The 23611-nt window shown below is 49.8% G+C and carries 17 protein-coding genes; 9 read left to right on the forward strand and 8 right to left on the reverse strand.

The window, feature by feature from the left end; translation table 11 throughout:
- Nucleotides 1–37 precede the first annotated feature (37 nt).
- From LDK53_RS13910 to LDK53_RS13925, 4 genes are all read right to left on the reverse strand, one after another.
- A complete protein-coding gene (locus LDK53_RS13910) occupies nt 38–6358 on the reverse strand; it encodes a DEAD/DEAH box helicase (RefSeq protein ID WP_225287403.1) in 6321 nt (2106 codons plus the stop codon).
- Between the two features lie 2 nt (nt 6359–6360).
- A complete protein-coding gene (locus LDK53_RS13915) occupies nt 6361–9657 on the reverse strand; it encodes an STY4851/ECs_5259 family protein (RefSeq protein WP_225287404.1) in 3297 nt (1098 codons plus the stop codon).
- A 475-nt stretch (nt 9658–10132) separates the two neighbouring features.
- The gene (locus LDK53_RS13920; protein WP_225287405.1) at nt 10133–10723 is read right to left on the reverse strand and encodes a class I SAM-dependent methyltransferase; all 591 of its coding nucleotides are present in this window, start codon (nt 10721–10723) and stop codon (nt 10133–10135) included.
- A complete protein-coding gene (locus LDK53_RS13925; RefSeq protein ID WP_225287406.1) occupies nt 10723–11736 on the reverse strand; it encodes an HNH endonuclease domain-containing protein in 1014 nt (337 codons plus the stop codon). Before LDK53_RS13925 ends, LDK53_RS13920 begins: the two co-directional genes overlap by 1 nt.
- Nucleotides 11737–12374: 638 nt before the next feature.
- Here LDK53_RS13925 and LDK53_RS13930 point away from each other — a divergent pair.
- The 4 genes from LDK53_RS13930 (at nt 12375) to LDK53_RS13945 (ending at nt 14763) form a co-directional block, all read left to right on the forward strand.
- On the forward strand, nt 12375–12890 hold the full coding sequence (locus LDK53_RS13930; RefSeq protein WP_040020222.1) for a DUF2778 domain-containing protein: 516 nt from the start codon (nt 12375–12377) through the stop codon (nt 12888–12890).
- Complete coding sequence (locus LDK53_RS13935) at nt 12871–13389, forward strand: hypothetical protein (protein ID WP_225287407.1); 519 nt, start codon at nt 12871–12873, stop codon at nt 13387–13389. Before LDK53_RS13930 ends, LDK53_RS13935 begins: the two co-directional genes overlap by 20 nt.
- A 1-nt stretch (nt 13390) precedes the next feature.
- Nucleotides 13391–13876 (forward strand): Hcp family type VI secretion system effector, encoded by a 486-nt coding sequence (locus LDK53_RS13940; protein WP_008501360.1) that lies wholly within the window; start codon nt 13391–13393, stop codon nt 13874–13876.
- A gap of 431 nt (nt 13877–14307) precedes the next feature.
- Nucleotides 14308–14763, forward strand: coding sequence for a SymE family type I addiction module toxin (locus LDK53_RS13945; protein ID WP_225287408.1), 456 nt, complete (start codon nt 14308–14310; stop codon nt 14761–14763).
- A gap of 42 nt (nt 14764–14805) precedes the next feature.
- Here the strand turns inward: LDK53_RS13945 and LDK53_RS13950 are convergent, their stop codons facing one another.
- Together LDK53_RS13950 and guaD are read right to left on the reverse strand one after the other, a co-directional pair.
- Complete coding sequence (locus LDK53_RS13950; protein ID WP_225287409.1) at nt 14806–15570, reverse strand: LecA/PA-IL family lectin; 765 nt, start codon at nt 15568–15570, stop codon at nt 14806–14808.
- 342 nt (nt 15571–15912) lie between these two features.
- The gene (gene guaD, locus LDK53_RS13955) at nt 15913–17292 is read right to left on the reverse strand and encodes a guanine deaminase (RefSeq protein WP_225287410.1); all 1380 of its coding nucleotides are present in this window, start codon (nt 17290–17292) and stop codon (nt 15913–15915) included.
- A gap of 521 nt (nt 17293–17813) precedes the next feature.
- Between guaD and LDK53_RS13960 the strand changes: the two genes are divergently transcribed.
- Genes LDK53_RS13960 through LDK53_RS13970 form a run of 3 tightly spaced genes read left to right on the forward strand, consistent with a single transcriptional unit; the run spans nt 17814 to nt 19114 of the window.
- On the forward strand, nt 17814–18272 hold the full coding sequence (locus LDK53_RS13960) for an STM2901 family protein (RefSeq protein ID WP_225287411.1): 459 nt from the start codon (nt 17814–17816) through the stop codon (nt 18270–18272).
- Entirely contained in the window at nt 18266–18598 is a 333-nt protein-coding gene (locus LDK53_RS13965; RefSeq protein WP_225287412.1) for a DUF1493 family protein, read from the forward strand. Before LDK53_RS13960 ends, LDK53_RS13965 begins: the two co-directional genes overlap by 7 nt.
- Nucleotides 18599–18616: 18 nt before the next feature.
- Entirely contained in the window at nt 18617–19114 is a 498-nt protein-coding gene (locus tag LDK53_RS13970; RefSeq protein ID WP_225287413.1) for an Hcp family type VI secretion system effector, read from the forward strand.
- Nucleotides 19115–19686: 572 nt separating this feature from the next.
- Here the strand turns inward: LDK53_RS13970 and trpS are convergent.
- The gene (trpS, locus tag LDK53_RS13975; protein WP_225287414.1) at nt 19687–20691 is read right to left on the reverse strand and encodes a tryptophan--tRNA ligase; all 1005 of its coding nucleotides are present in this window, start codon (nt 20689–20691) and stop codon (nt 19687–19689) included.
- A gap of 199 nt (nt 20692–20890) precedes the next feature.
- Here trpS and fosA point away from each other — a divergent pair, with 199 nt between their 5' ends.
- Complete coding sequence (gene fosA, locus LDK53_RS13980; protein ID WP_225287415.1) at nt 20891–21316, forward strand: FosA/FosA2 family fosfomycin resistance glutathione transferase; 426 nt, start codon at nt 20891–20893, stop codon at nt 21314–21316.
- On the opposite strand, the gene LDK53_RS13985 is transcribed toward fosA, so the two are convergent.
- Nucleotides 21302–22309, reverse strand: a complete 1008-nt coding sequence (locus LDK53_RS13985) for a LacI family DNA-binding transcriptional regulator (protein ID WP_225287416.1) — start codon at nt 22307–22309, stop codon at nt 21302–21304. The two genes, fosA and LDK53_RS13985, sit on opposite strands and share 15 nt — an antisense overlap.
- A 185-nt stretch (nt 22310–22494) precedes the next feature.
- Between LDK53_RS13985 and LDK53_RS13990 the strand changes: the two genes are divergently transcribed.
- Nucleotides 22495–23583 (forward strand): cellulase family glycosylhydrolase, encoded by a 1089-nt coding sequence (locus LDK53_RS13990; RefSeq protein WP_225287417.1) that lies wholly within the window; start codon nt 22495–22497, stop codon nt 23581–23583.
- Nucleotides 23584–23611: the final 28 nt, after the last annotated feature.

A 23611-nucleotide genomic window follows, 5' to 3' on the forward strand; every position in this document is an offset into this window, starting at 1 on the left:
TTAGCGCTCCCAATTCCTTATTGGGAGCGCTAATGCATTAAGACGGCATCACCTCTATCAGCACATCCGTTGCCCAGCTTTCCTCGCTATTAAGGACTTTGCCCTCCTGGCAGGCTTGCGCCAGTTTTACTAGCTGATAAGTCACATCTTCGGCAAAGTCAAAATTACGCCATACATACGGGAAGTTGATATGCCAGTATCCCATGCCCTGATCGAAGCGAATCTTCAACATCTGACCATTCTCAAAGGCCACCGTCAGCTTACGATGATGTGGGATATCACGTGGCGAATCGAACACTGTCAGTTCTACCGCTCTGCCCATTGCCGCAGTAAACCACTGGTCGGCGAAATCCTGAAAATCCGCGTTGCTCATCCAGTCATGGAATGGCCGGTTACCGGGACGATCTTTGGGCTTAAACAGCGTATCAAGCCCAAACTCCGCGTTATCGGTCAGCTTTGTTTTTAGCGGTTTCAGGATCGCCCCCAGCAGCGCCAGCGCAACCGGGTTTTGCAGATAGCGATCGGTATAGTGAATGCTGGTGATTCGCTGGTTTTTCATCAGTGACTGTGCTTCTTCATGGCTGTTACACAGCGCATCCCAGAAGCGTTGTCCGAACTGCGAAAGTGGACCATTTAACTGTTTATGAATCTCTATGTCTTTGACACGCTCAACAGCGTTCGCTGCTTTCCCCGGCAAAACAAACTCGTTCAGTTTTACCGTTTTATAGCCGAGGCTGCGAACGACCAGTTCGTCATTCAGGTGCCAGCCTGGCCCCGGGATAGTTGCCTGCTTGCTGCGTGAAGCCAGCGTCATTAGGCGATCGGCAAAGGCGATTTGCGCAACAATCGGCAATTCCAGAGCCTGTTCGCTATGACACAAACGCACGCCCAAAGCAGTAAACTGCGAAAGTTCGTGCAACAGCTCCGGATCATCGACGCCAGCAGGAATGACAAGGTCGACCGCAACATTGTCTTTAATCCAGTAGTTCTGAATCGCCGCCCGGAATTGACGGGCATAAAGATCCCACTCATTGAGTGGCCCATTCATCCACAGTGTGAGTTTTTCAGCTCCCTCGTTAATCGCCCGGCGAAGGGTATCGCCAATGGCTCCCGGGCAGTAGCGGGCATCCGGTAGCGAGAATGTCTCTTCATCTGGTAAACCAATGTAGAAACTGAAGTCATCCCCAAGCCAGGTCAGCGCCGCTTTACGATCCAGCAGGTCATGATCGTGGCGGGTTTGGGAATCGAGCAAACATTCACTGCATGCGGTATCACAATGGTTGCAGCCCAGCTGTTTCACCATCCCCAGCAGAATGGTCTCAATATGTAATGGAGCACTGGACGCAAAACCTGCGCCACCGCTAATCACATCGTAAAGTTGAACGGCTAATACCGATTGTCCATCTTCCAGCCTGACCGGACGCACAGCGTAGCCCAGTTCTGCAGCAGAAATACCCAATACACCCGCCAGCGCCTGACGCAGGGCAACCGCCAGAGTCATGGCAACAAGCCGACCTTCTTCTGTATTATCCGGGAGGTATTCACCGTTTTGTGGCTTGCGCAGAACCATTTCAAATACATCCGTTCGCGCTAATGCACCCAGAGTGACGTTTTTCATCAGTGCCGTCGAACCGGGGCAAATCAGCCGTTGATTTTGGCTATCGCGGTCCGCTTTCCCCGGACGCGGTGGGTAGTGAGCTTCCATACTTCTCGGTGCATCATTTTCATTCAGCATCGATTCCGCACGCCCACAGCTCAGGCATAATGCGTAACCATGACCACCTTCTCCGAGACTTTGCTGGAAAACATGACCATCAGCACCAGACGTCATATACCCCATTGTCGGGTTAGGCAGTGGTACGGGTTCCGCTTTAACAAACACCCAGGCAGGGACAACCGGGATAAATTTCATGGTTTCAATGTTGTTTGTCACCGGCGCATGCGCATCGGTTACAAACCCGGCAGGCTGCAGCACCTGGCGGCGATTATCCATGATGATTTTTTCACCACAGGTGCTGTTGGTACAGCATAATACCCCGGAATTGCTCATTCCCTCTTCATAGCCGATGGTCCCGCATTTGTGGCAGCGCCAGGCACAATCCAGACGCTGCGCTTCATTCGTATCGGCATTAATATTGTGCCAGTGAAGGGAGACGCCGGCAGAACGGAAGACCCTGCCATCAAGAATAATTTCTGCACCTGGTGCATATTCACGGATAGCAACCCCAAGGTTGCGGGAGGGGAGCCCTTTATAACGCGACACGTTATCTTCGCGATCTTTTTTATCCCGGCTTTTCTGCGATTTTTCGCGAATATAGTCTTCCATTGTGAAGTTATCAAACGTCACCACATCCGTTGGGAAGCCGTATCCGGGAAGGAAGGTTCTGGCCGCCAGATCGCGCAGTAAATATTCGCCGCAATGTCGTTTTTTTTCCAGTTCTATGCGCTTGCGATAAGGCGTTTGCGGCTGCGATTCGCGTTCCTGTGCAACAAGATCGCGATAGACGGAAAGCCATCTCTGTTGCAGAAGAGTAATCGCATCAACTGTTTTCTCTCGCAATTTGTGGGAGCTGGCACCATGCAGCGCCGTGCCTTTTACCAGCCTTTCCAGCGCCGCGTCAATATCAAGCTCGGGGCGTTCAAGCCAGACTTTAAAGCGTTCACATTTTGATTGATCTTCGTCATCACCGAAAAACCAGAGGCTGTCGAGGCTGGTTTTTTCTTTGTCCGTTTCGCCAATAACGTGACATAAAAAGTCAGAGAGCAATAACGCATTGACGTGGCGTTGCACCAGCCGGGCTGAGTTCATCGCCACCATCGGTGCAGGGATCATCGTTTCAAACGGCCAGAGCGGGTTGGCAAATACCTGTTGATCGTGCGGGTTACCTTTACACAATGTGTAAGATATCGCGCGCGATTCCTTGCTACGTCCGGCTCGTCCGGCTCGCTGTAAATAATTTGCCGGATGCGGCGGTACGTTGTTCATCACCACGGCGGTAATGCCACCGATATCAACCCCCATTTCCATGGTGGTGGAACAGTTGAGAACATTAAGCTGCCCGTTCTTAAACATCTTTTCGTAGCTTTGCAGGCGTTCTGAAGACTGCTGGGCAGAGTGCTCTGCAGTGCGGTAGTAGAAGCCACCTTCTACGACACGATCGTTGATATCCGTCCAGACATTTTCCGAACGCAATTGTGCGATCAGCGGCTCGTTGCTGACCCAGTCACGTACTTTAGCCAAACCCGGAGCGTAGTCTTCTTGTGAGCGATCCACCTTCCAGATCTCTGGCATGGTGACCTTTTGCGCGACAAATGCGTCATATTGCGTTTGGGTGAGTTGTTCAAAGGAAATGTGAGTGGGTAGATATGGGGTTAACCCTTTAAAAGCAGTGTCCAGAATTTTATTGGTGACCGGACAAATCCAGGCATCCGTTATTAAAGAGAAGGTCAAATGCTCTTTCGGCAAATAGAAACGGTTACCATCAGGCTTCAGTACGGCAAGTGACCCGGTAAGCTGGTTCCATGCTTCTTTTAACCATGTATTGATAATATCAATCGTCGCCGTATTTACTTTTTTTAATCCCGCACCAAGCATTAATAACTTCACCAAACGATGGGACAAATTGCCATTACGAATTTGTGGCCAGCGTCTGTTCTGATTATCTTCAGGATCTTTTGTTTCCGGGTTACGGACGAATTTTGACGAAAAACGACTACCAATCCAGTTTTTTAACTCATCGTCCAGTTGTGTGAAGTTGCTTTCACGTACGTACAGATCCAGAGTAACCTTAAGAAAATCTTTCCAGTCATCCAGCATAAGCCCTTGCTCATGCCAATGCATCGGCATCTTATGAATCTTCTCTAGCCCCTGATAACCAACCCGCACCAGCCCTTGCGTTTCCAGGCTGTTAGTTCGTTTAGGACGACGCATAAACTCCCGGAAAAGCAACATTTCCGACAGCTTCAGCGGCCCGCCGTTTTCGTTGAAAATTTCAGGCTTCAGATAGTGATTATATTGCAGAATAGGGCCGCTAATATCGGCTTTCTCTCTAAGCTCATTAACTATTTCTGTCCAGGTTCGGGAAATGAGAATGGTCGCTACGTTACCTCCGGTCGCAGCCTGAAAAGCTTGTTCAAGCTGCTCGGCCTGTACTTCTGCCAGCTTCGCTTGTTCAGGTAATCCCCAGCTTCTAAATTCATTGGCCTGTTCGCGTGCCTGTTTTGCCAACGCTGCTAACTTTTCAAGATCTGTATTGGCATTTGGTGTGGTGGAAGTCTGCGTTCGTTGATGCCAGCCCAATATTTCTACTACGCTGCCACGTAAGCGACTGCGTTCAGCTTCTTGCTGCATGCGTACCGCCATGCGCGCTGTTCCCTGACGGCTGTCGGTGAAGGTAATGAGACGGCGGCCTCTACCTGGCAGTGAATCAGGCCCCACTCCCTCCTTTCCATCTTCGCTGACAAAGTCCTGACAATACTCCAGAACGGTTGGCACAATATTGGTGACATAAAACGGTCCGCCCAACAATGCGCGGCGGAAAGGTTGTTTTCCACTCGTGCCTCTGTAGCCGCAGCTGCTGGCACTACATACCTGTTCAATATCGTTAATAATCAGTTCAATACTTTCATTATTAACTACACCAATACGACGAGTCTTGCGATCGAGTCGCTGTAGAATATAACCAGTTTCACTGGCCTTTTCTGCCGCAATAATAAGTGGAGGGCGGTAACTACTTTCTTTCTCAACTTTTTCTTCAGTAGCGTCGTTTTCAACATTCACCTCATCCTGCAAAGAGAATTCATCGCCACCTTTATTTTCCCATTGGACAAGTTTGCCATTTTTATCCCGGGCCAGAAGATGCGGTTCGTTACATTCATTGCAGAATGCCAGTTCGTAGACCGGGCTCCCGCATTCACAATTTTGCCGTTGATTCACATACACATAACCAAAGGGCCAGCCCTTTTCCAGCGGAGTGCCATGCTTTTGTCTGCACTCTTTATCAACACAAGCCCATACTCCCTGGGTATTGCGCTGGAAAATATGCGCTCTTATCTTCAGGAATGCTGGATCTTTAGGATTAGGTTGTGTACCAGAGCAGACGTCGATCCAGCGAAGTACTTCCTGCTGGCTATAATTCTGCTTGGTCAGCGTATTCAACCGCTTCGTCATCGTATCCAGCTTCATTGGATCCGGCTGAGTAACTAACATCTCACGCAAGTAATGTGCTTCAGGTGAATGCGTAAGAGCTTCAAAGCGCTCTGGGCTTACGCCCTTCATGTCCGTATCAGGGATTTGTTCAATTTCTTCTAAAGGGATATAAACGTGTTTGCACGATGCCAGTTTCGGAATCACCCGGCTTCCGTCCAGTACATCGATGCGCTCCTGCGGTATACCGGATAATTCAGAGAGGAATTTTTTCAGTTGTTTTTCGGCATCGCTTCCGGCAATAGTTGCAGAGGTTGCCACGAAACGCACATCGTCTGGCGTCACTCCAAAGGCCGTCATCACGCGGCGTAACTGCAGAGCTAATTCAGCGGCCTGCGATCCGACATAGGTATGCGCTTCATCCAGTACTATCCAGCGTAATGATTTTTGTGCTTTAGACTGTTGAATAATTGGAGCATCAATCTGGCGGACCATCATATATTCCAGCATCGTGCCGTTTGTTACCAGAATTGGTGCGGGTTCTTCACGCATCTTTTCGCGTGAAAGCACTTCATTTGGCCTTTTTGCCTGCTCGCTTTTTACCGAAGCGTGAAGATTTTCTGTATTGCCATTATAAAGACAGTAACGGATCCCAGTACCAAATCCACGTGTCCACGCATCCAGGCGCTCCCGCTGTGAATTAATTAGGGCATTGAGGGGGTAGAGGAAAAGGGCCCTGACGCCGACAAGTGGGTTGTTGCTATTTTCATGTAATTCTCTGTAGAGGTCTTCCAGCACAGGAACCATAAAACATTCCGTTTTGCCTGACCCCGTACCACTTGTCACCACTACCGAATGTTTATCTTCCAGTAAAGCCTTCCAACTGGCTAGCTGGTGAGTGAAGGGTTTCCAGTCTGCACCAAAACGGTAACGACCGTTGTTATGATCATCTAGTGAATCAACAACAGCTTTACTCAGTAATGCCTTACCTTCGGTCAGGTTGCGCATTGTATAATTTGACTCTTTCCAGCCAAACATTTGCTGGAATACTGGTGAGGCAAGAAATGAGCCTGATTTCCCACAATCGGCACCCATTTGCTCTGCGAGATGCTTGCGTAAGTTCGGGTTTGTGATCCCCATAATACTGAGCGTTGCTTCGGTTGAGCGAGACAACGATTGTTCAATAAGCGACGAAAAAAAGCGTGTAGTCATCTTTAATCCTTTTTATTTTTTGAAATATAACGCAGAAGGCTGCACTGGAATATGGCCTTGAACCAGCGAGAATCGAAGTCCCGAACTTGTCTCAGGAAAAATACGGCGCCAGGTTTGTGTTCAAACACAGTTTCAAAGGAAGTTTTACCGCTTGCCACTGCAGCCGCGAAAACAGGTAACCAAGCAACTGAATAGCGATAATCAGCCTCGGGATAAATATCTATTACTACATCTGTTTGTGATGACATCCAGTTATGCAGTCGCTTACAGCCATATTCTGGCCACCGAGCTTCACTGTGTTCGCGTAAAAGCTCCTGATACCACTCACGGACAAAGGATGTTGGAATGGGAGGAGGGAATTTCCCATAACTTAACCATTTTTCAACTTCATCGGCATAAGTTGGAAATACGATCCCTAATTGTCGATACATCTTACTCAGCAGTGTTACCAAAACTTCATCTGGTGCCCCTTTTTGGGTCAGGAATCGTTTGAAGGTTTCTGCTGCGGATTTGATTTCTAATATTGGGAAAAACTCCCAAAAAACAGGGAATTCATTCTCAATGCGGTTTAAATACTCGGCGGACATTTCAAATTTGAAGAGCGACATCGCCAGCGCTCTTGGATGTTGTACGAGTGCTCGCCATACTTCAAATGTAGCCAGCGGAAGATAGCCAAAATGTTCATAAAGACTGTGCATAAACTGCCAACCGGAGTGCGCAGGATCGGTAGCCATCTGATCAAGCACCAGCGTTATGGTATTCACTTTTGCCTGGGGATTAAAAAGTTGGGTGGCTTTCTGAAGTGAACGAACGCTACTTTCATCGCCATGTAAGGAAGATTCGCCACGAATGAAGCATGGACGAAACGCCATTTCATCACCTTCCTTTGGGACTACTAGCCAAGGCCCGTTTTTGCTAACGATTGAACTCAGTTCATATTCACCAACAGGTACACCCTCACTTAGCCTCGATGACAACGAGACTGCTTTTCGCTCTGGCTCGCTCAATAACATGATGACAGGAGAAGGGAGTTGCCCGGCACGATAGCTTGTCGACTGGCTGGTGAGAACTTCTTTTTCATAATCATAACGCAAACTGTATTTGTAGCGCCGAATCTGCCAGCTCATCGCTACGCCAGCACCTCTGATTCGCATATCCACAACTTGGTCAATTCCTGACTCAAGAGATAGCAAATTTTCAATATGCTCTCTTAGACTGTATAAATTGAGTTCAATAGGGCGTTCTCCTGCCGTATAAAACCATTCATGCCATGCCTGTTGACCATTTATAGTGCGTAGATGTAATTCCAGTGAAAATCGAGTCGGTTCACCATTTTTACCAAACAAGTAAGCTCTTGAACCAAGTAAATCATGCAAAGTGATATTTTTTTCAAGAAGGTCTCCATTTGCATCAAAAACCAAACAACCTTTAGCAGGATAAGGCAAAGTCAATTCAATTGAGTCAGCCCCCAAATTAGGATAAACTTCCAGAGAGATAAAGGCGGGAGGGATGCCTTCGGCTTTGAGTAATATCTCGGTGCGTCCTGCTGCGCGTTTTCGCGCAATCTCGAATGTTTTATTTTTTAAGACAGACATGCAGGGATGTTGCGTTGAGATGACAATGGTACCTTCATTAGCCTGATCGCCACCATGAATCTGAACATTAAAGTCTGCCGGTAATATTCCAATTTTTCGACGGAGTATCGTCTCATTATCACTATTCCTGACGGAAACAAATTGAGATCCCATCATCTCTTGTAACTGGCATTCTTCGATTGATTTACTATTAAAATAAGGTTTAAATTGGATATGTTTTACATCAGGATTTTTCGAGGTGACTTTAGGGACCCCAAGGAATGTTTCAGTAGGGTTGCATACCCAATTTACTCTTTTACCATAAAACTCAACCCCACCATGGTTAGTCTGTTCTTTTCCAGTGCGTATACGATATATTTCATCTCCGGAAATAATTAATTCATGGCAACCTTTTACGGAGAGTGTTTCGAAGCCTAAGACTGAAATTGTATTCAAAGTCGCTTCATATCCTGAAACAGTTGTCTTTTCTCGAGGTAGAACAATAAGGACATCGCTGTTACGAACATTGCACGAAGCTTGCCCTTGTAATAGCCATCGTTCTCCATCAGCAACAAAAGTAAGTGGAACCTCACCAATGGCGATTTCGCTATCATCCAGTTTTATTGCGCCAACATTCATTCCGCCTGCCCGAGCAACTAACGATAAACTCGCAGAAGGGGCATGTCTGGCAAATCGTGATTCATTTTTACGGATGCGAATTCTGGCATGCGATTTTTCGAGGGACGCATAGACTACACCAAGGCTTGCAACTTCGTTAATGCCTTCGTAAATAGCAAGTTCAAATCGTGTGGTTGAAGGTTCACTAATAATTGGAAAAGAGAGTTCATCTGGTAACGAAACTATCGCACGTATTTGGTCCGGCGATTTTTCTGTCCAAAAGAACTGACAACCGGTACATTTATTTTTTTGTGAACGAGGTTTTGTTTCTATAGATGCAGTACGTAACAATCCATTTAGAAAGCGGGTGCCTGTTTCATCATCAAGTGGCATAGGGAATTCATCCCGCCATTTTGGATGCGTTTTATCAAGCTGCGCTACTGGTTCAGAGTCATCGCTTAGATTATACATCAGTACCAATGAGCTGAGTTTTTCTGCCATATGACTGATGAGCTCTACTGATGTGTCTTCAATAAAAACGGCTGGAAGCGAAGATCTTTCTATAATGTTTCTTACCAGCGAAAGCATGGAAAAACCTGCTATCTGAGCTTGTTCATACTGATTAAGGATCCGGGAAAATACGGTTTGAAAACTACTATCTGATTCCTTCAGTAAACGAAAAGGTAGACCACCCTCACTGAACAACGTTCCTAGAAAGTTACGTCTATCCGATTCATAAAATCGAATTGGTCGCATCCAGTAACTCTCCATCCCTTTAGGAACGATATGCCTTAGTTCCGTCGCCGTTAACGATGTACCTAGCTTTTTATAAATGGGCTCCCAAGTCCACCCACAATTCCGCTCATAGTCTCTGCGGTACCATTCAGAGCAAAAAAACACAAAACAGGAAGCATAGCCTTTATCATCAACAATATTTGTAGTTTGGCTAACCGCTCGAAGTAACTGCGTTAAGTCCACATATTCTTCATTCGTCGCTTGATATTCATAAAGCGGGCGGCCATCGGGTTGTCTCAATCCTCTACGACTAAGAAAGTTTGTTAGCCATGAAGTACATTTTGTCCATGAAATGCATTCTGATTGAACCAAAGCATTCTCCTTATAGTCAAGCGAGACAAGACTTAATGAATGTTTAATTTAAATAACCGATTAGCGTACCCTCGAAGCGTTTGTATGGCAATACCTAATTTTTGTAGGTGGCCAGGAGGAACACTACTGATATATGACATATCAAATATTGATTAATTGCTTGATCATCATTGCTTTCAGTTATGATTTCTAAGTAAAAGCAAATTTCACTTTAGTGACGAGCAAATATAATATCTAAAAAACCACCTATTACGCTATATAACAATTATGGTGATGGTTCAATAGTAAAATACGAAATTTGTATAACTTGTCAAAAAAAGAGAACGAGCTAGCTGTTTGGATTATGAATTTCTAAGTTCATTAGAGCTGTGATAAGATCTTTGTTGAGGATATAGCCATTTATGTCGGTATGAAGATGAGATGTGTGCAACTCAACATATCAATATGAGTCCTTCACCGATAAGTAAAAGCCACTCTAAAAAATAGTGTTTTTTTTATGTAATATCCCATTTAACCATCTCTCACTTCTTTCCTGCCGATAATCCTTCGTAACCCAAAGCGAAGTTATCGCCACATCTGTTATATTACTTATTCCCATCCGCAGCCCCTCTTCATCCAGATCCGTAAACCGTCTTTTACCCTGCACGCGTTCACCGTTGCCATACTTAAAGGACACATACCAGACTCCGCCAGGCTTAAGCGCATCCGCAAGCTTCTGCATCACCGCAGGCAGCTCAGAAGAGGGGACATGCAACAAAGAGGCACAGCACCAAATCCCATCGTACTGCGCTTTACCGTCGATTTCTGAAAACGTCATCAACTGCACGGGTAACCCGGTATGTTGCCTTGCCAGTTCCACCATGGCGGAAGAGGCATCAAAAGCATTCACCTGATAACCCATCTCATGAAATGCCTTTGCGTCCCGCCCTGAACCGCAGCCCGCATCCAGAACCCGGGCACCGTGCGTCAGATGTTGGGTGAAGGCCTCGTATAGCGGGGTCATATCGACATTGACCGTGCCATCGAAGAAATCCTGCGCGTGGTTCTGATAGTAGTGAAGTGTCATTAAAACGTTGCCTCGCCTTCCGCGTTGGGTTTCCAGGTATGGATAAGTTTATCCAGCGCAGCCTGCCAGTTACGCTGAAGAAAGCTTCTCCGTGCTTCGGGACGCTGCCCTGTCTGTAGAACAATCGTCTCATGTAACGGCAGTTTGCTTTGAATAAAATACTCATTGCGGGTGTGTAACCGCTGCAGGAGCCTGAGCTCGGGAATGCGTGCATATTTGCCTTCGGTGCCACGGTTACAGCAACGACAGGCCAGCACTAAGTTCCATACGCCGTTAATATTGCTCACTTCATGGCGGGCAGCCCAGGGAATAAAGTGGTCGACGTCTGCCAGTTCAGCGTCTCCCGGTACCAGGCTGATGGGTTTAAAGCAGTAAAAGCATCGTCCTTTCTGGTAACCATTCAGGCTGTCGCGACAGCTGGTGATGTTTACGCGCCGCGCATTCACCCTCGTGAACAGCAGCTGATTATCTTCGTCGAACTCCACGCCCACAAGGTTACGTGAAATCCCCATCGACCAGGCCTGTTCCACCAGGTTCCAGCGGGCATTGGTTTCAAAGGCGAGGTTTTTATACTGCAGGCGTTCGCCCAGTAAATAAAAGTTATCCGTCAGGCGGATCCCGTTGTGGGTTTTGCGCTCATCAAGGAAAAAACGTTTTTCGATCTCGCCCTGGTTCACGTAATGAAAGGCATCAATCACGTTGTTAAAGCCAAGGCGCACCGTCGCTTCAATGAGCTGGGCGTGGGTGATTTCACCTCGGTTGAACTTCAGACAGGTTTCCAGAAATTGACTGCTGCGGGAGGTGATCTGTTTTGGCGCGTGCTTCAGGTGCTCGCAAAGATAACGGCTGAACGGCACGGCAAGCTGGTCGAGCGTAATCAAATCGCTGCCTGTCTTATCCACTTCATACAACGCTGACGCCAGCGCAAATTTGTAAGATGCGACGTTCCTTCCAAAGAGGATCACACCACGCCAGTAGTTCTCAAGCGTCGGATCAGCCTGATAAAATTCCATCGATGAAGTCCTGTTACGGTTGGCTGGGCAAGGTGTTACTAAAGCATGTAACAGGATCACATAACAAAATCAGGGTGATGTAAATCATTAATCTATAGGTTTGATGAATTTTTGTGGGATCTGAGAAGAAGGGCTGGATGCGACGAATTTGTCGTCTAAGGCAATTTAGCGAATGAATAGATTTCTGGATCAGGAAAATAAGACTGATTTTCAAGCCAGCGATTTACCAGTATCCCCCAAACCCATTCCCTGAATCCCCCTCGTATTTCCCAATTTTACCTATCGCATAAGCGCTGTATTTATATTCAGTTCTGTATAACAGGCAGCAGTAATTACGCCAGTCGGAAAAACGCCTCTTCATGGGGATTTCCTCATGTGGCTTATGAATACATAACTAACATCAGGGAGCAGGTCACTCTGCCAGCGGTTCGGTCTCGCCCCTGAGGGTACATGGTCAACTTGATAAACCTAGCTTCCTGACACACCTCTGATGTTACCGCTTAACGGCCTTACACGTTGTCTTACCACCAACGGGCTATTGTCTGAAAATCAGAGGTCTCTCGGAAGAAAACCTTCTTATGTCCGATTGCGTAGGAGTACGATAAGCCAACAAATCATTATAGATAAAAGGGTTATCTATGGCTCTACATGGAAAGTTCGTAATTAATGATGCGTACTACTCCCCGTTATCGTTTCCTGGTATAGGCACGTTTTTAGCTTTCTCTGGTAATGGTGCTTACCGTAATCGTGGGGCATGTGGAATGATCCCCAAAGAGGGGCCAGTACCAGCGGGTAAATACTGGATTGTTGACCGCCCTCAAGGTGGACTCAAGTCACAGCTAAACACAGTGGGAAGAGACATTTATAATCACTTCGCCAATGGCGCAACATTCAAACATTCTGAATGGTTCGCATTATGGCGTGATGATTGGGGGATCGACGATTACACATGGATTGAGAGCGTTCAGCGTGGCAATTTCCGTTTGCATCCAGGCGTACTATCAGAAGGTTGTATCACTCTCCCACATGATTCTGATTTTGCCATGTTGCGTAATGCTCTGTTGAGAAGCCAGAGAATAGATGTTCCTTGCATGAGGAAGCTACAGGCATACGGCACGATTGAGGTGATCTCCAATGGCAAAACATGCCCTTAGTTTATTCATCAAGATAGTGCTGTTCGCTGTTGTTGCGCTGATCGTTGCTGAAATGGTTCCTTATGATGGATTAGTTAATTCTATTACGGGGCTTTTCGATTTCCAAAGCGCCGACAAGTTTACCCGCTTCATTTTGGGTGAACCTGATTTAGAAGTTTGGGAATCGTTAGACGGCTATTTTAGCATCTTAATCAATACATTAATCAGCGTACCTGTCATGAGCGCCATTACCGCGGCGTACAGTGGCGCGACACAAAAAGTTAGTCCAGCTGGCATCCCCAGAGAGTGGTTCAGTTCCACATTGCGACGGTTAGCTAAAATCTTCGGGTTTACCTTCCTGTTTTGGGCGTTATTTCGCTTGCTGCCTTATCAGTCTTTATTCCCAGATCAAACGTATTCAAATTTCACAATAGCGGCGATTGTGGGCTTTCAGTTGCTCTTAACGATTGTTTGCTACTGGTTCATCACGAAGAAAATCACAACAAAAAGGAGTTTGTAAAATACCTATTCCGGCTTACATGTGGCTTAAGGACGATGGCGGCGCAGACATTAAAGGAGCTGTAGACGTTCAGGATCGTGAGGGGAGTATAGAGATTGTTGGCTTTAGTCATGGTCTGAACATTCCAGTAGACAGTGCCAACGGGAAGATTACTGGCAAGCGTTCACATTCTCCGATGATGATTGAAAAGGAGTTTGATAGCTCCAGCCCGTATCTATACAAAGCCGTGGCCACCGGTCAAACGTTGAAAAGTGCGGAGATTCGCTGGTATCGCATTAACCATGCAGGACAAGAAGAGTGCTACTTCGTCATGACCATTGAGGGTGTGAAAGTGACGGGCATTAACCCAGGGATGCCAAACGCTAAAATGGCAGGAAACTCGCAGATCAACCACATGGAATCTGTTTCCCTGATGTATGACAAAATCACCTGGCGTTATGTTGATGGTAATGTCCAGTATACGGACGATTGGAACGTAAGAGCGTAACAAATAGAAAGGAGGCATTGAGTGCCTCCTCTTAATTAACGCTTATCCTCTCAAAGGAGCCTGTCTGTAAATCTGTGTAACTGCCATCGTATTAAAGGTGATCGCTCAGTCGGTCACCAAACTTGATAATAAAACGACTCATTGCCAGCCCGCAGATCGGCGAATGGTTGCTCTGAGGTTCATGCGGGCGCTCACTTTATATTCTGATAGTCCTCGCTGCGTAATTTCTCTGACCCAACCCTTTTCCTGAATCCCCCTCGCAAATTCCAAATTTACTCCACCCAAAACCGCTGTATTTATATTCAGCCCTGTATAATGAGCACCAGAAATTACGCCGAACGGCAAAGGAATATTTAAAGAAGAATTCGCGATATGAAGGTGCTGCAACACCCCCATACCGCTAACCACAACCAACTATCAAGGAGTTGAAAATGGCTGCGACGAATTTTAAGCCAGAGTTTACCGTTTGCAAAACAGAATCAGACGCTTTCACCGGCATGATTGAAAACCGAGAGCTGGTACGCAAAAACAGCGCCCGCCGTCTGCACGGTAACCCGCCCAACGCGGCACCCATTCATCCTCGCGCGGAAACGCCGCAAGACAGCGCCGCCTGCTGCGAACTGTATGCGCGCATAGACATGAAATATCTTCTCCTGGGCGGCGACTGGTTAGCCCGTGCAGGCTTTATCAACGGCATGCCGGTAAAAATCCGCGCCATGAAAGACTGCATTGTGATTACGCCACAGCATACAAGAGAATTATGGGGATGCCTGGAAGGGATGAGTGTGGTGAATATAAATAAGCAAAAAGTCGCGCAGTGGTTAAAAACGTTTCCGGGGGCGTTGAATGATACCGGCGATATACCGAGCATTAAACGCAATGCCTGAACATAGACAGCAGGGTGAAAATGATTTCCACCCTGCATCACTTTAACGCGTCACGATCAAATTCACGTCATAACCGCCCGTGTTATTGGCGTATTCCGATGCCTTGTTGGTATCGTTAAAAATAAAGGCGATTTCACCCTCCGTCTGGGCTTTCAACGGCTTGCCGCCGGAACCGACGGAATAGATTTGATCGCCAATTTTAATCAACAGTGCGCCTGCAATGGCGCCCGGCAGAACAAACGACGGGTCAGGCGCCTTAGCGGAAGGATGCTGGCTGTCGCCATCCGGTCCGAAGGTGCGCCCGCGGCTGTCATACTGGGCCTGACCCGCGGCAACCAGCAGAATGCTGTCGCCCTGGCGAACGGTGATCCCGGTCTTCACCCATTCACTGCTGGTTGCAGGAATGTGGCCTTTCCACTGAACGGGGTATTGTGTCGCGTGTTCTTCATCACTCCCCAGATAAACATCCGCATGGAATGAACCGGTATTATCGCTGTGGGACGAGTCGCTAATGAATAATCTCAGTTCACCGCTTTCCGGTGCGGCCAGTTGATATACGCCGGTACCGATATCGTAGCTTTTGCCGGAATCGCTAAAACGCGCCTTGAGGATGGCAATATCCTTTTTTTGCCCGTTCTTACCAATATTACCGCCCGGGTAAGCCCATGCGTGATCTTCCTTGCCATATTTGATCAGGCCCGTAGCGATAATGGTGATCTTATCGCCTTGGTTGACCTTCAGACCGGTATTGATACCTTGTTCTTTTGTTGAATCAATTGCGCCAGACCATGCGCTTTTTGTAGACATGTTCTATCTCCCTTCGGATGTCAGTGTATTGTATTTCAGCAGGGCTTAATAATTTCCTGCGTCATCATAGGCATCTGATATCAACGGCATGCAACCGTGTGACGTAGACAGAGTAGAGTTGGTTATCGGGGACGGCAAATATAAAAATCACGGATTGATGGACGTTATTTTGCTAAAAACCGTTCAGGCCTGGGTTTGTGTATTATCCTTTTAAGATAAATCTGAGTTAATTCGCGTTGGCAAAAAACGGTTCTGTCATAAATGAGTAATTATTAAAGCTGGTGTAATTCCCCTGAGAAAATACAGGTGTTTTCTCAGGGGCGGGGTTATTATGTGGACGGACTATTGGATATTGACGGCTCTGCCGTCTACCCAGACGCGGCTGATATTATTGCGTCTGGCGTTATAGATAATTTTCTGCAACCGGTCTTCCGGTGTGTCCTCACCTGTATCGATATAAATGTCGCTGCCGGCGGCTCGGGTATCGATCACAATGGCATCGAACTGGTAGCCGACCGCCAGTTTGCCCACGCGCAGGTCAAGCACCTCTCCCGCACCCCCGGTCGCCAGCCAGAACGCTTCCTGGAAGCTGACTGCCGAGCCAGGTCTGCCGCGCTGTTCCGCGGCGATACGGGCATCGACGCCGTCATTCAGGGCTTTACTGGCGGTCATGGCATGGCGGCAGGCATCAAATACCGAAGGGCTGTGGCCGCCCGCAATATCGGTGCCTAAGCCGACGTTAAGCCCGCGGTCCAGCATAACGCGCAGGGGGAAGACCGCATTGGCAAAGTAGAAGTTGGACAGAGGGCAGTGCGCGACGCCCGCCCCGGTTTCCTTAATAAGGTCAGCATCATCATCTTCGATATGGTTTGAATGTGCGAGTACAGTCTTTCTGGTCAGCAGGCCGAAGTCCCGCAGCGCCGTGGTATCCGTTTTACCTAAACGCTGTTTAACGTAAGCGTGTTCCCAGTCGCTTTCCGAACAGTGGGTCTGCACGTGGCAGCCCGTCTCCGTGGCAATCTCTCCAAGACCTTCCAGCAGAGCATCCGTACAGGACGGAATAAACCGTGGAGTGATGACCGGGAGCACGCGTTTTGCCGTGTTGCCGGGAAGCGATGCAACGGCACGAATAAACTCGCGGGTTTCGGCGAGAGCCGTCGCCGCGCTTTCGTCCCGGTAGTAGTCAGGGCACTGGGAGGGATCGTCCATCGCCACCCGGCCAACCAGTGCCCGTTGACCCTGCTCCAGACAGATGCGGGCCAGCTCCACGCTGCTTTCCGTGTGCAGGGTAGCGAAGTAGACGGCGGTGGTGGTGCCGTTCGCCAGCAGCGCATTGACCAGTTCCGTGTAGTGGCGGCGGGCAAAGGCGATGTCGGCGAACTTTGCCTCCAGCGGGAACGTATAGTCATTCAGCCACTCTTCCAGTGGCTTATCCAGAGCCTTGCCCATCTGCGGCCACTGAGGGGCGTGTACATGGAGATCGATCAGCCCCGGCAGCAGATACTGATCTGAAGAGAGCTCGGTAAGCTTACCTGCCTTGCGGGCCGCATCCCGCACGGGTCTGAACGCGCTATCGTCACCCTGTATAATATCGACAATGGTGCCGCTGCCATCGATACAGAACAGCGTGTCGCTAAAGTGGGACACACGGTCCTTCGATTCCGCGGTGTAGCCCTGAGCGCTGACAACCTGCTGCCAGGGGAATGCGTGTAGGGTGTTCATATCTTGTCCTTTTTCATCATCACGCTGAAAGGGAAATAGCCCCAGAGTCAGGGATTATTATTCGCTCAAAAAGCCTGGCATAAAACCAAAATACATCAACTGATTGATGGTTTAATAAGATTGCATTGATTGCGGTATTTGCGGGGATAATAAAGGTAGGCTGAAATGATAAACGGGAGCTGCTGGCGCTTATTTGGCAAAGTAGTTCAATAACCGATGCGTTATCGACTCTTTGAACCTCTTTTTTATCGTTCCCTTTTTCATATACTTTTTATTGTGGTGAATCCCCCTGTGCGGTGGGGCATAATTTATGGGTTAACGTCATTATGCGGGCTTTGCTCACCGGGAGGCACCCGGCACCACAGTCCTTTTTTTGTGTATGTTATAATAAATATGAATAATAGCTACGAATAGTTGTGTTCAGATGAATGTTTTATGTTTTTTTAAAATAAGATATGACTCTCAAAATATATTTTTATCAGCTTTTATTATCTCTTCCTGGAGCAATCCTCGGAGGAAGAATGGACACAACTGAAGAACTAAATGGAACGTATTTTTATGCTGGCAGAACAAACCTCACAGCTGGCGGCCTTTTCTTTATTATTTACTGCGAATCAATTGCCGATCATTTTGGCATTGACGATGTCGCTGGAATTACTGCGCTATACAGCGGTGCTAATAATCAGAAGACCAGAAAGAAAACCGCGGGAACGAAGGAAGGAACGTCCCGAGCCTCGAAAGCCATGAGGCGCAATTTCAAACAAGCTAAGTTCCCGTATGGCATCAAGCTCCCGACATGGATTGGCGGCTATACGCCATGGACTGTACGCTGTAGGATGGTTTCACAAATCAGTACCTTTATCGGAAGAACGATTCCATTAGTTGGCATGGTGATATTAGTCGCTGACGTATCATTAATCACCTATGCTGCAATACGTGATTATAATCGAATCGCGCGGGGCAGTGACAAACTATGGTAGAGGATATTGAGCAGCGCATCTACGCCTTAGCCAGACGCTATAACGGCGTTTATCTGATGAATAACGAAGCGAAGCAGAAATTACTGAATGCAAAAACTGATTTGGATACTGACATGCAACTTGATGTCACTGAAGCAGAAGATTTAATGGAGGAGTTTTTTAAAGAATTTAATGTTGATAGAGGGAATTTTAACATAAATACCTACTACCCTGATGAGCCTTTTTCATGGAATCCATTCAAAAAATACCCAGTGGTGATGGTTCCCGATTTCACCATTGGAATGCTTATCGAATCCGCAAAAGCGGGCAAATGGTTATACGACTAAAATGCAAGGAGCAATACAATGGCCGTACCTGTACATCTTTTTTTAACTAATGACGGTGGCACAATGATTTGTGGTTCCTGTGACGTTGCAAACAGGGAAGGAAGCATTGAGCTAAGAGGATTACAACATAACCTCAGCCTGCCAACCGATTCGGCAACGGGAAAGGTCACCGGCACTCGCCAACACTCGCCGTTTCAGTTTACCAAGGAACTGGACAGCTCTTCGCCCTATCTGTTCAAAGCGGCAGCAACAGGTCAGACCCTTAAAACGGTAGAATTCAGGTTTTACCATATTAACTATTCCGGGCAAGAGGAGGAGTATTACCGAATCACGCTCGATAACGTTAAGGTCATTTCTGTAAGTCCAGTAATGTACGACACCCGAGGCTGTCCGGGGACGGGGCATATGGAAGAGGTGGCGTTTAATTATGAGAAGATTACACATTTGTATAAGGACGGTAACTTGTTAGCGCATGATGCGTGGAATGAACGTCCAACCTCTGGCTCTGCTGCTTAACGTTATATTGAACTTGCCCGCCAGCGTTTCGTATGCGCGGGCAGGGATTATCATTACTAATCTCTTTTCGTAAATGATGGCCTAAACATCATAAAAATAACCCACGCAAACATCCCAATAATCTTGATTGGCCAGGGTTCAAACACATTCAGACACACAATTGCGCCAATCACTAATAGCGGACTTTCTACTCGTTGAGCTATCCCCCCTAAAATAGGTAACTTATGAGGCAGTACCCGATTAAGTAATGTCGCTATAATCTATGCACTACCCAATATGAGCATTATTGCGATTGTGCGATCCTCACAGTTATCAAAACTTATCAAACAAATGAGGCATGTAGCCAGTACATAACCACAAAATAATATATTTAACATGTAAATGATAAACTTGCTCATAGCATTTGCCGAGACGGTTGAAAAATAAAGAGTCTATGAATATAGCGCTCTTAACAGAATGACAAACGACGATGACTAATAATGCATTTAAGAATTTTTGCTCCTCGCTTATTTCCGCAATAATCAAGTTAGCGGCTTCATGCTAATTCCACGCAATCCACCGCTAAACCTACTTTAACTAAACACCGGCACCCCTAACCCCATCTTCACCTCCCGCAACGTCTCCTGCGTCACCCCCTGCGCCCGTTCCGTCCCGCGCTTCAGAATCGCCATCAGCTCGCCCCTGTCACGCATATACATCGCCCTCCGCTCCCGCATCGGCGCAATCAGCTCCTGCAGGCACCCCTCCAGCTCGTTCTTGCACGCCCGGTCGCCCAGCCCGCCCGCCTGATAGTGCGCCTTCATCGCCGCCACTTTCTTCTTGTCCGGATGAAACGCGTCGAGGTAGGTAAACACCACGTTCCCCTCAATCCGCCCCGGGTCGCTCACCTTCAGGTGGTTCGGGTCGGTGTACATGGCGCTCACCGCACGGTGAATGGTCTCTTCGCTGGCAGACAGGTGCAGCGTGTTGCCGAGCGATTTCGACATCTTGGCGCTGCCGTCGATGCCGGGCAGGCGGCTGGTATCGCTCAGCATTGCCCTGCAGTGGCGTAGCACCGGGGCGGGCAGCAGGCTGTTCATCTTGTGCACAATCTCGTTGGTCTGCTCAATCATGGGCAGCTGGTCGTCGCCGACGGGCACGCACTCGGCCTTAAACGCGGTGATGTCCGCCGCCTGGCTGATGGGGTAGGCCATAAACCCGACCGGCAGCGAGCGGGCAAAGCCCTTCTGCGCAATCTCGTTTTTCACCGTCGGGTTACGCTCCACGCGGGCGACGGTGACGATGTTCATATACAGCATCGTCAGCTCGGCGAGGGCGGGCAGGGCGGACTGTAGGCAGATCGTGGTCAGGTTCGGGTCGATGCCAGCGGCGAGGTAGTCGGCCAGCACTTCGGGGATGTTGTCGCGGATCTTCTGCGGGTTGCTGCCGTTGTCGGTCAGCCCCTGAAGGTCGGCAATCAGCACAAACTGACTGTGCGTCTGCTGGAGCGCCACGCGCTGGCGCAGCGATCCGACGTAGTGGCCGAGGTGCAGCGGGCCGGTTGGGCGGTCGCCGGTGAGGATGGTTTGCTTGTTCATAAAGACTCCTTAATGTGCAGTTGCCGAAAGGGGTCTTAGATGTGAGAAAGCCGCCTTTCGGCGGCTATCTGAAAATGGGGAAAACTACTCCGTGCCGCCTTTAAGAAGGCAGCCACCAGCGGTTTACGGTGAGTACGGCGTGGTTTATGTTCATCTCTTTACCGTACCACGTCCGGCGCGAAAAACAAAAGGGCACGTTATGCTGCAATCACTCAACCACCTGACTCTCGCGGTCAGCGACCTGCAAAAAAGCGTCACCTTCTGGCACGAGCTGCTGGGGCTTACGCTGCACGCCCGCTGGAATACCGGGGCCTATCTCACCTGCGGCGATCTGTGGGTCTGCCTGTCGTACGACGAGGCGCGCCAGTGCGTGCCGCTGCAGGAGAGCGACTACACCCACTACGCGTTTACCGTGGCGGAAGAGGATTTTGAACCGTTCTCGCACAGGCTGGAGCAGGCGGGCGTCACCGTCTGGAAGCAGAACAAAAGCGAGGGGGCGTCGTTCTATTTTCTCGACCCGGACGGGCACAAGCTGGAGCTGCATGTGGGCAGCCTCGCCGCGCGGCTGGCGGCGTGCCGCGAGAAGCCCTACGCGGGCATGGTGTTTACCTCAGACGAGGCTTGAGGCGCGTACCTTCAGCCTGCCCGCCAGCGTCACGTGCGTGGCGGCATCTTCCTGATTGCACAGGTACTCCACCGCCAGCCGTCCCAGCTCGCTGTAGGGCAGCTGGATACTGGTCAGCGGCGGGGTGAGCTGCTCGGAAATCTTCTGGTCGTCGTAGCCCGCCAGCAGCATGTCCTGCGGGATGCGCACGCCGTTCACCGCCAGCGCCTGATAGCAGCCAATCGCCAGCCAGTCGCTGGCGCAGAAGATAGCATCCGGGCGCTCTGCCAGTTCCAGCAGTGACGCTGTCGCGGTAAAGGACTCGCTGAACTGCCAGTTGGTCTGGCGCACCAGGTCGTCGTCGCACGCGAGTCCGGCCTGCTGCAGCGCCGCCTGGTAGCCCGCCAGACGCTGGCGCGAGGCTTCCATCCAGCTCTCCCCGGTGATGTGGGCGATGCGTGTCGCCCCGCAGGCGATGAGGTGTTTAGTCACCTGGAAGGCGTTGGCGTAGTCGTCCGGGATAAACGACGGCAGCAGCGGCGAGCCGGGATCGCGCTGGTTGAGCAGCACCAGCGGGATGCGAGTGCAGTCCTGAAACGCCGTCATGTCCACCAGCGTGGTGACCGGTGAGGCGAGGACAATCCCGATGCAGTTGCGCTTCTCCAGCTGACGGATGATGTTCAGCGCCAGCTCGATGTCGTCACCGTAGTCGTAAACGGTGAGTAACGTCTCGTTGCGCCACGCCGCTTCCCGCGCCTGGCTGATGGCGTCGATAAACGGGTCGAAGCTCTGCATGGAGCTGACCAGCAGGGCGATCTCTTCCTGGTTGCGCGGGGCGTGTACGGCGGGGAGGCGGTCGTAGCCGAGCTCGGTAGCGACGCCGATGACCCGCTGGCGGGTGTCGTCGCTGAGCTTGATGTTGCGGGACTGGTTAAGCACCAGCGATACCGTCGCCTGCGACACCCCTGCCGCCCGCGCAATATCGTTCATCGTCACTTTCGTTTTTCGCTTCATCCGTCCTCTCCCTTTCGCGAATTCGCATCATACCCTAACCGCACGCTTTAGCGCCGTCGATCACGTTTCTCATTCATCGAAGCGTGAACTTTGTGAGGGGCGTCGCTTTTCTTATCGCCGTGATTTGCGCATTCATCCTGCAGCTAATATTTATTAGCTAAATATTATCAGTAAGAGGACGCGTAATGAAAGAGCAGTGGAGCAGGGAGCAGGCACAGGCGTGGTATCAGCAAAAAGGCTGGCTGTGCGGGTTTAACTATCTGCCATCGACGGCGGTGAACTGGACCGATATCTGGCAGGCAGAGACCTTCGATGCCGCAACCATTGATCGCGAGCTCGGCTGGGCGGCGGACGCAGGCTACAACACCCTGCGCATCAACCTGCCGTTTATCGTCTGGGAGCACGACCGCGACGGGCTGATGGCGCGCATCGACCGCTTTTTGACGATTGCCGACGGCCACGGCTTCAGCACCATGCTGACCCTGATGGACGACTGCGGCTTCTCCGGCGACGAGCCGTACCTCGGCCCGCAAAAGCCGCCCGTGCCGGGCAAGCACAACAGCCAGGCGGCGGCGAGCCCGGGGCGCGACAAGGTGTGTGATCCCGACTGCTGGCCGCAGATTGAGCGCTATATCCGCGACGTTGTCCGCCAGTTCCGCGACGACAGGCGCGTGCTGCTGTGGGATCTCTACAACGAGCCGGGCAACCGCGGTATTTTCGCGACCGGCACGCAGGAGGTGCAGTACGACGCGAAGCTGGAGACCTGCGCCCATAAGCTTATGAAGCTGGCGTTCCTGTGGGTGCGTGAAGAAGATCCGACCCAGCCGCTCACCGTCTGCGCGTGGCGTCTGCCGCCTGAAGAGGAGGGCGAGACGTTCTTCCAGCATCCGCTGGACCAGACCGCGCTGGCGCTCTCGGACGTGGTGAGCTTCCACGCCTACACCCACACCGGGCGCATGACGGCGATTATCCAGCAGTTGCAACAGCTCGGTCGTCCGCTGTTCTGCACCGAATGGCTGGCGCGCCACGTGGGCAGCACGATGGAAGAGCAGCTTCCGCTGATGTACGCGGCGAAGGTCGCACCGTACCAGTGGGGTCTGGTGCGCGGCAAAACCCAGACGTGGCTGCCGTGGCCGGTGGTGATGAAGGAGTCCACGGACTACTGCCGCCTCTGGTTCCACGACGTGTTTGAGGAGAACGGCATTCCGTTCTCGCGCCGTGAAATCGCCCTGATGCAGCAGCTACGCAAGATCGCCCCGCAGGCGCAGGACTAATAATATCGACCCGGCGGTCCACCGCCGG

The organism is Enterobacter sp. K16B, from assembly GCF_020216105.1.
GTDB lineage: Bacteria > Pseudomonadota > Gammaproteobacteria > Enterobacterales > Enterobacteriaceae > Enterobacter > Enterobacter sichuanensis.

Coding starts and splice junctions, on each gene's coding strand:
- trpS (WP_225287414.1), bottom strand. CDS start 20,691: ATGAACAAGCAAACCATCCTCACCGGCGACCGCCCAACCGGCCCGCTG.
- LDK53_RS13960 (WP_225287411.1), top strand. CDS start 17,814: ATGGACACAACTGAAGAACTAAATGGAACGTATTTTTATGCTGGCAGA.
- LDK53_RS13935 (WP_225287407.1), top strand. CDS start 12,871: ATGGCAAAACATGCCCTTAGTTTATTCATCAAGATAGTGCTGTTCGCT.
- LDK53_RS13985 (WP_225287416.1), bottom strand. CDS start 22,309: ATGAAGCGAAAAACGAAAGTGACGATGAACGATATTGCGCGGGCGGCA.
- LDK53_RS13930 (WP_040020222.1), top strand. CDS start 12,375: ATGGCTCTACATGGAAAGTTCGTAATTAATGATGCGTACTACTCCCCG.
- LDK53_RS13990 (WP_225287417.1), top strand. CDS start 22,495: ATGAAAGAGCAGTGGAGCAGGGAGCAGGCACAGGCGTGGTATCAGCAA.
- guaD (WP_225287410.1), bottom strand. CDS start 17,292: ATGAACACCCTACACGCATTCCCCTGGCAGCAGGTTGTCAGCGCTCAG.
- LDK53_RS13970 (WP_225287413.1), top strand. CDS start 18,617: ATGGCCGTACCTGTACATCTTTTTTTAACTAATGACGGTGGCACAATG.
- LDK53_RS13920 (WP_225287405.1), bottom strand. CDS start 10,723: ATGACACTTCACTACTATCAGAACCACGCGCAGGATTTCTTCGATGGC.
- fosA (WP_225287415.1), top strand. CDS start 20,891: ATGCTGCAATCACTCAACCACCTGACTCTCGCGGTCAGCGACCTGCAA.
- LDK53_RS13945 (WP_225287408.1), top strand. CDS start 14,308: ATGGCTGCGACGAATTTTAAGCCAGAGTTTACCGTTTGCAAAACAGAA.
- LDK53_RS13925 (WP_225287406.1), bottom strand. CDS start 11,736: ATGGAATTTTATCAGGCTGATCCGACGCTTGAGAACTACTGGCGTGGT.
- LDK53_RS13965 (WP_225287412.1), top strand. CDS start 18,266: ATGGTAGAGGATATTGAGCAGCGCATCTACGCCTTAGCCAGACGCTAT.
- LDK53_RS13910 (WP_225287403.1), bottom strand. CDS start 6,358: ATGACTACACGCTTTTTTTCGTCGCTTATTGAACAATCGTTGTCTCGC.
- LDK53_RS13950 (WP_225287409.1), bottom strand. CDS start 15,570: ATGTCTACAAAAAGCGCATGGTCTGGCGCAATTGATTCAACAAAAGAA.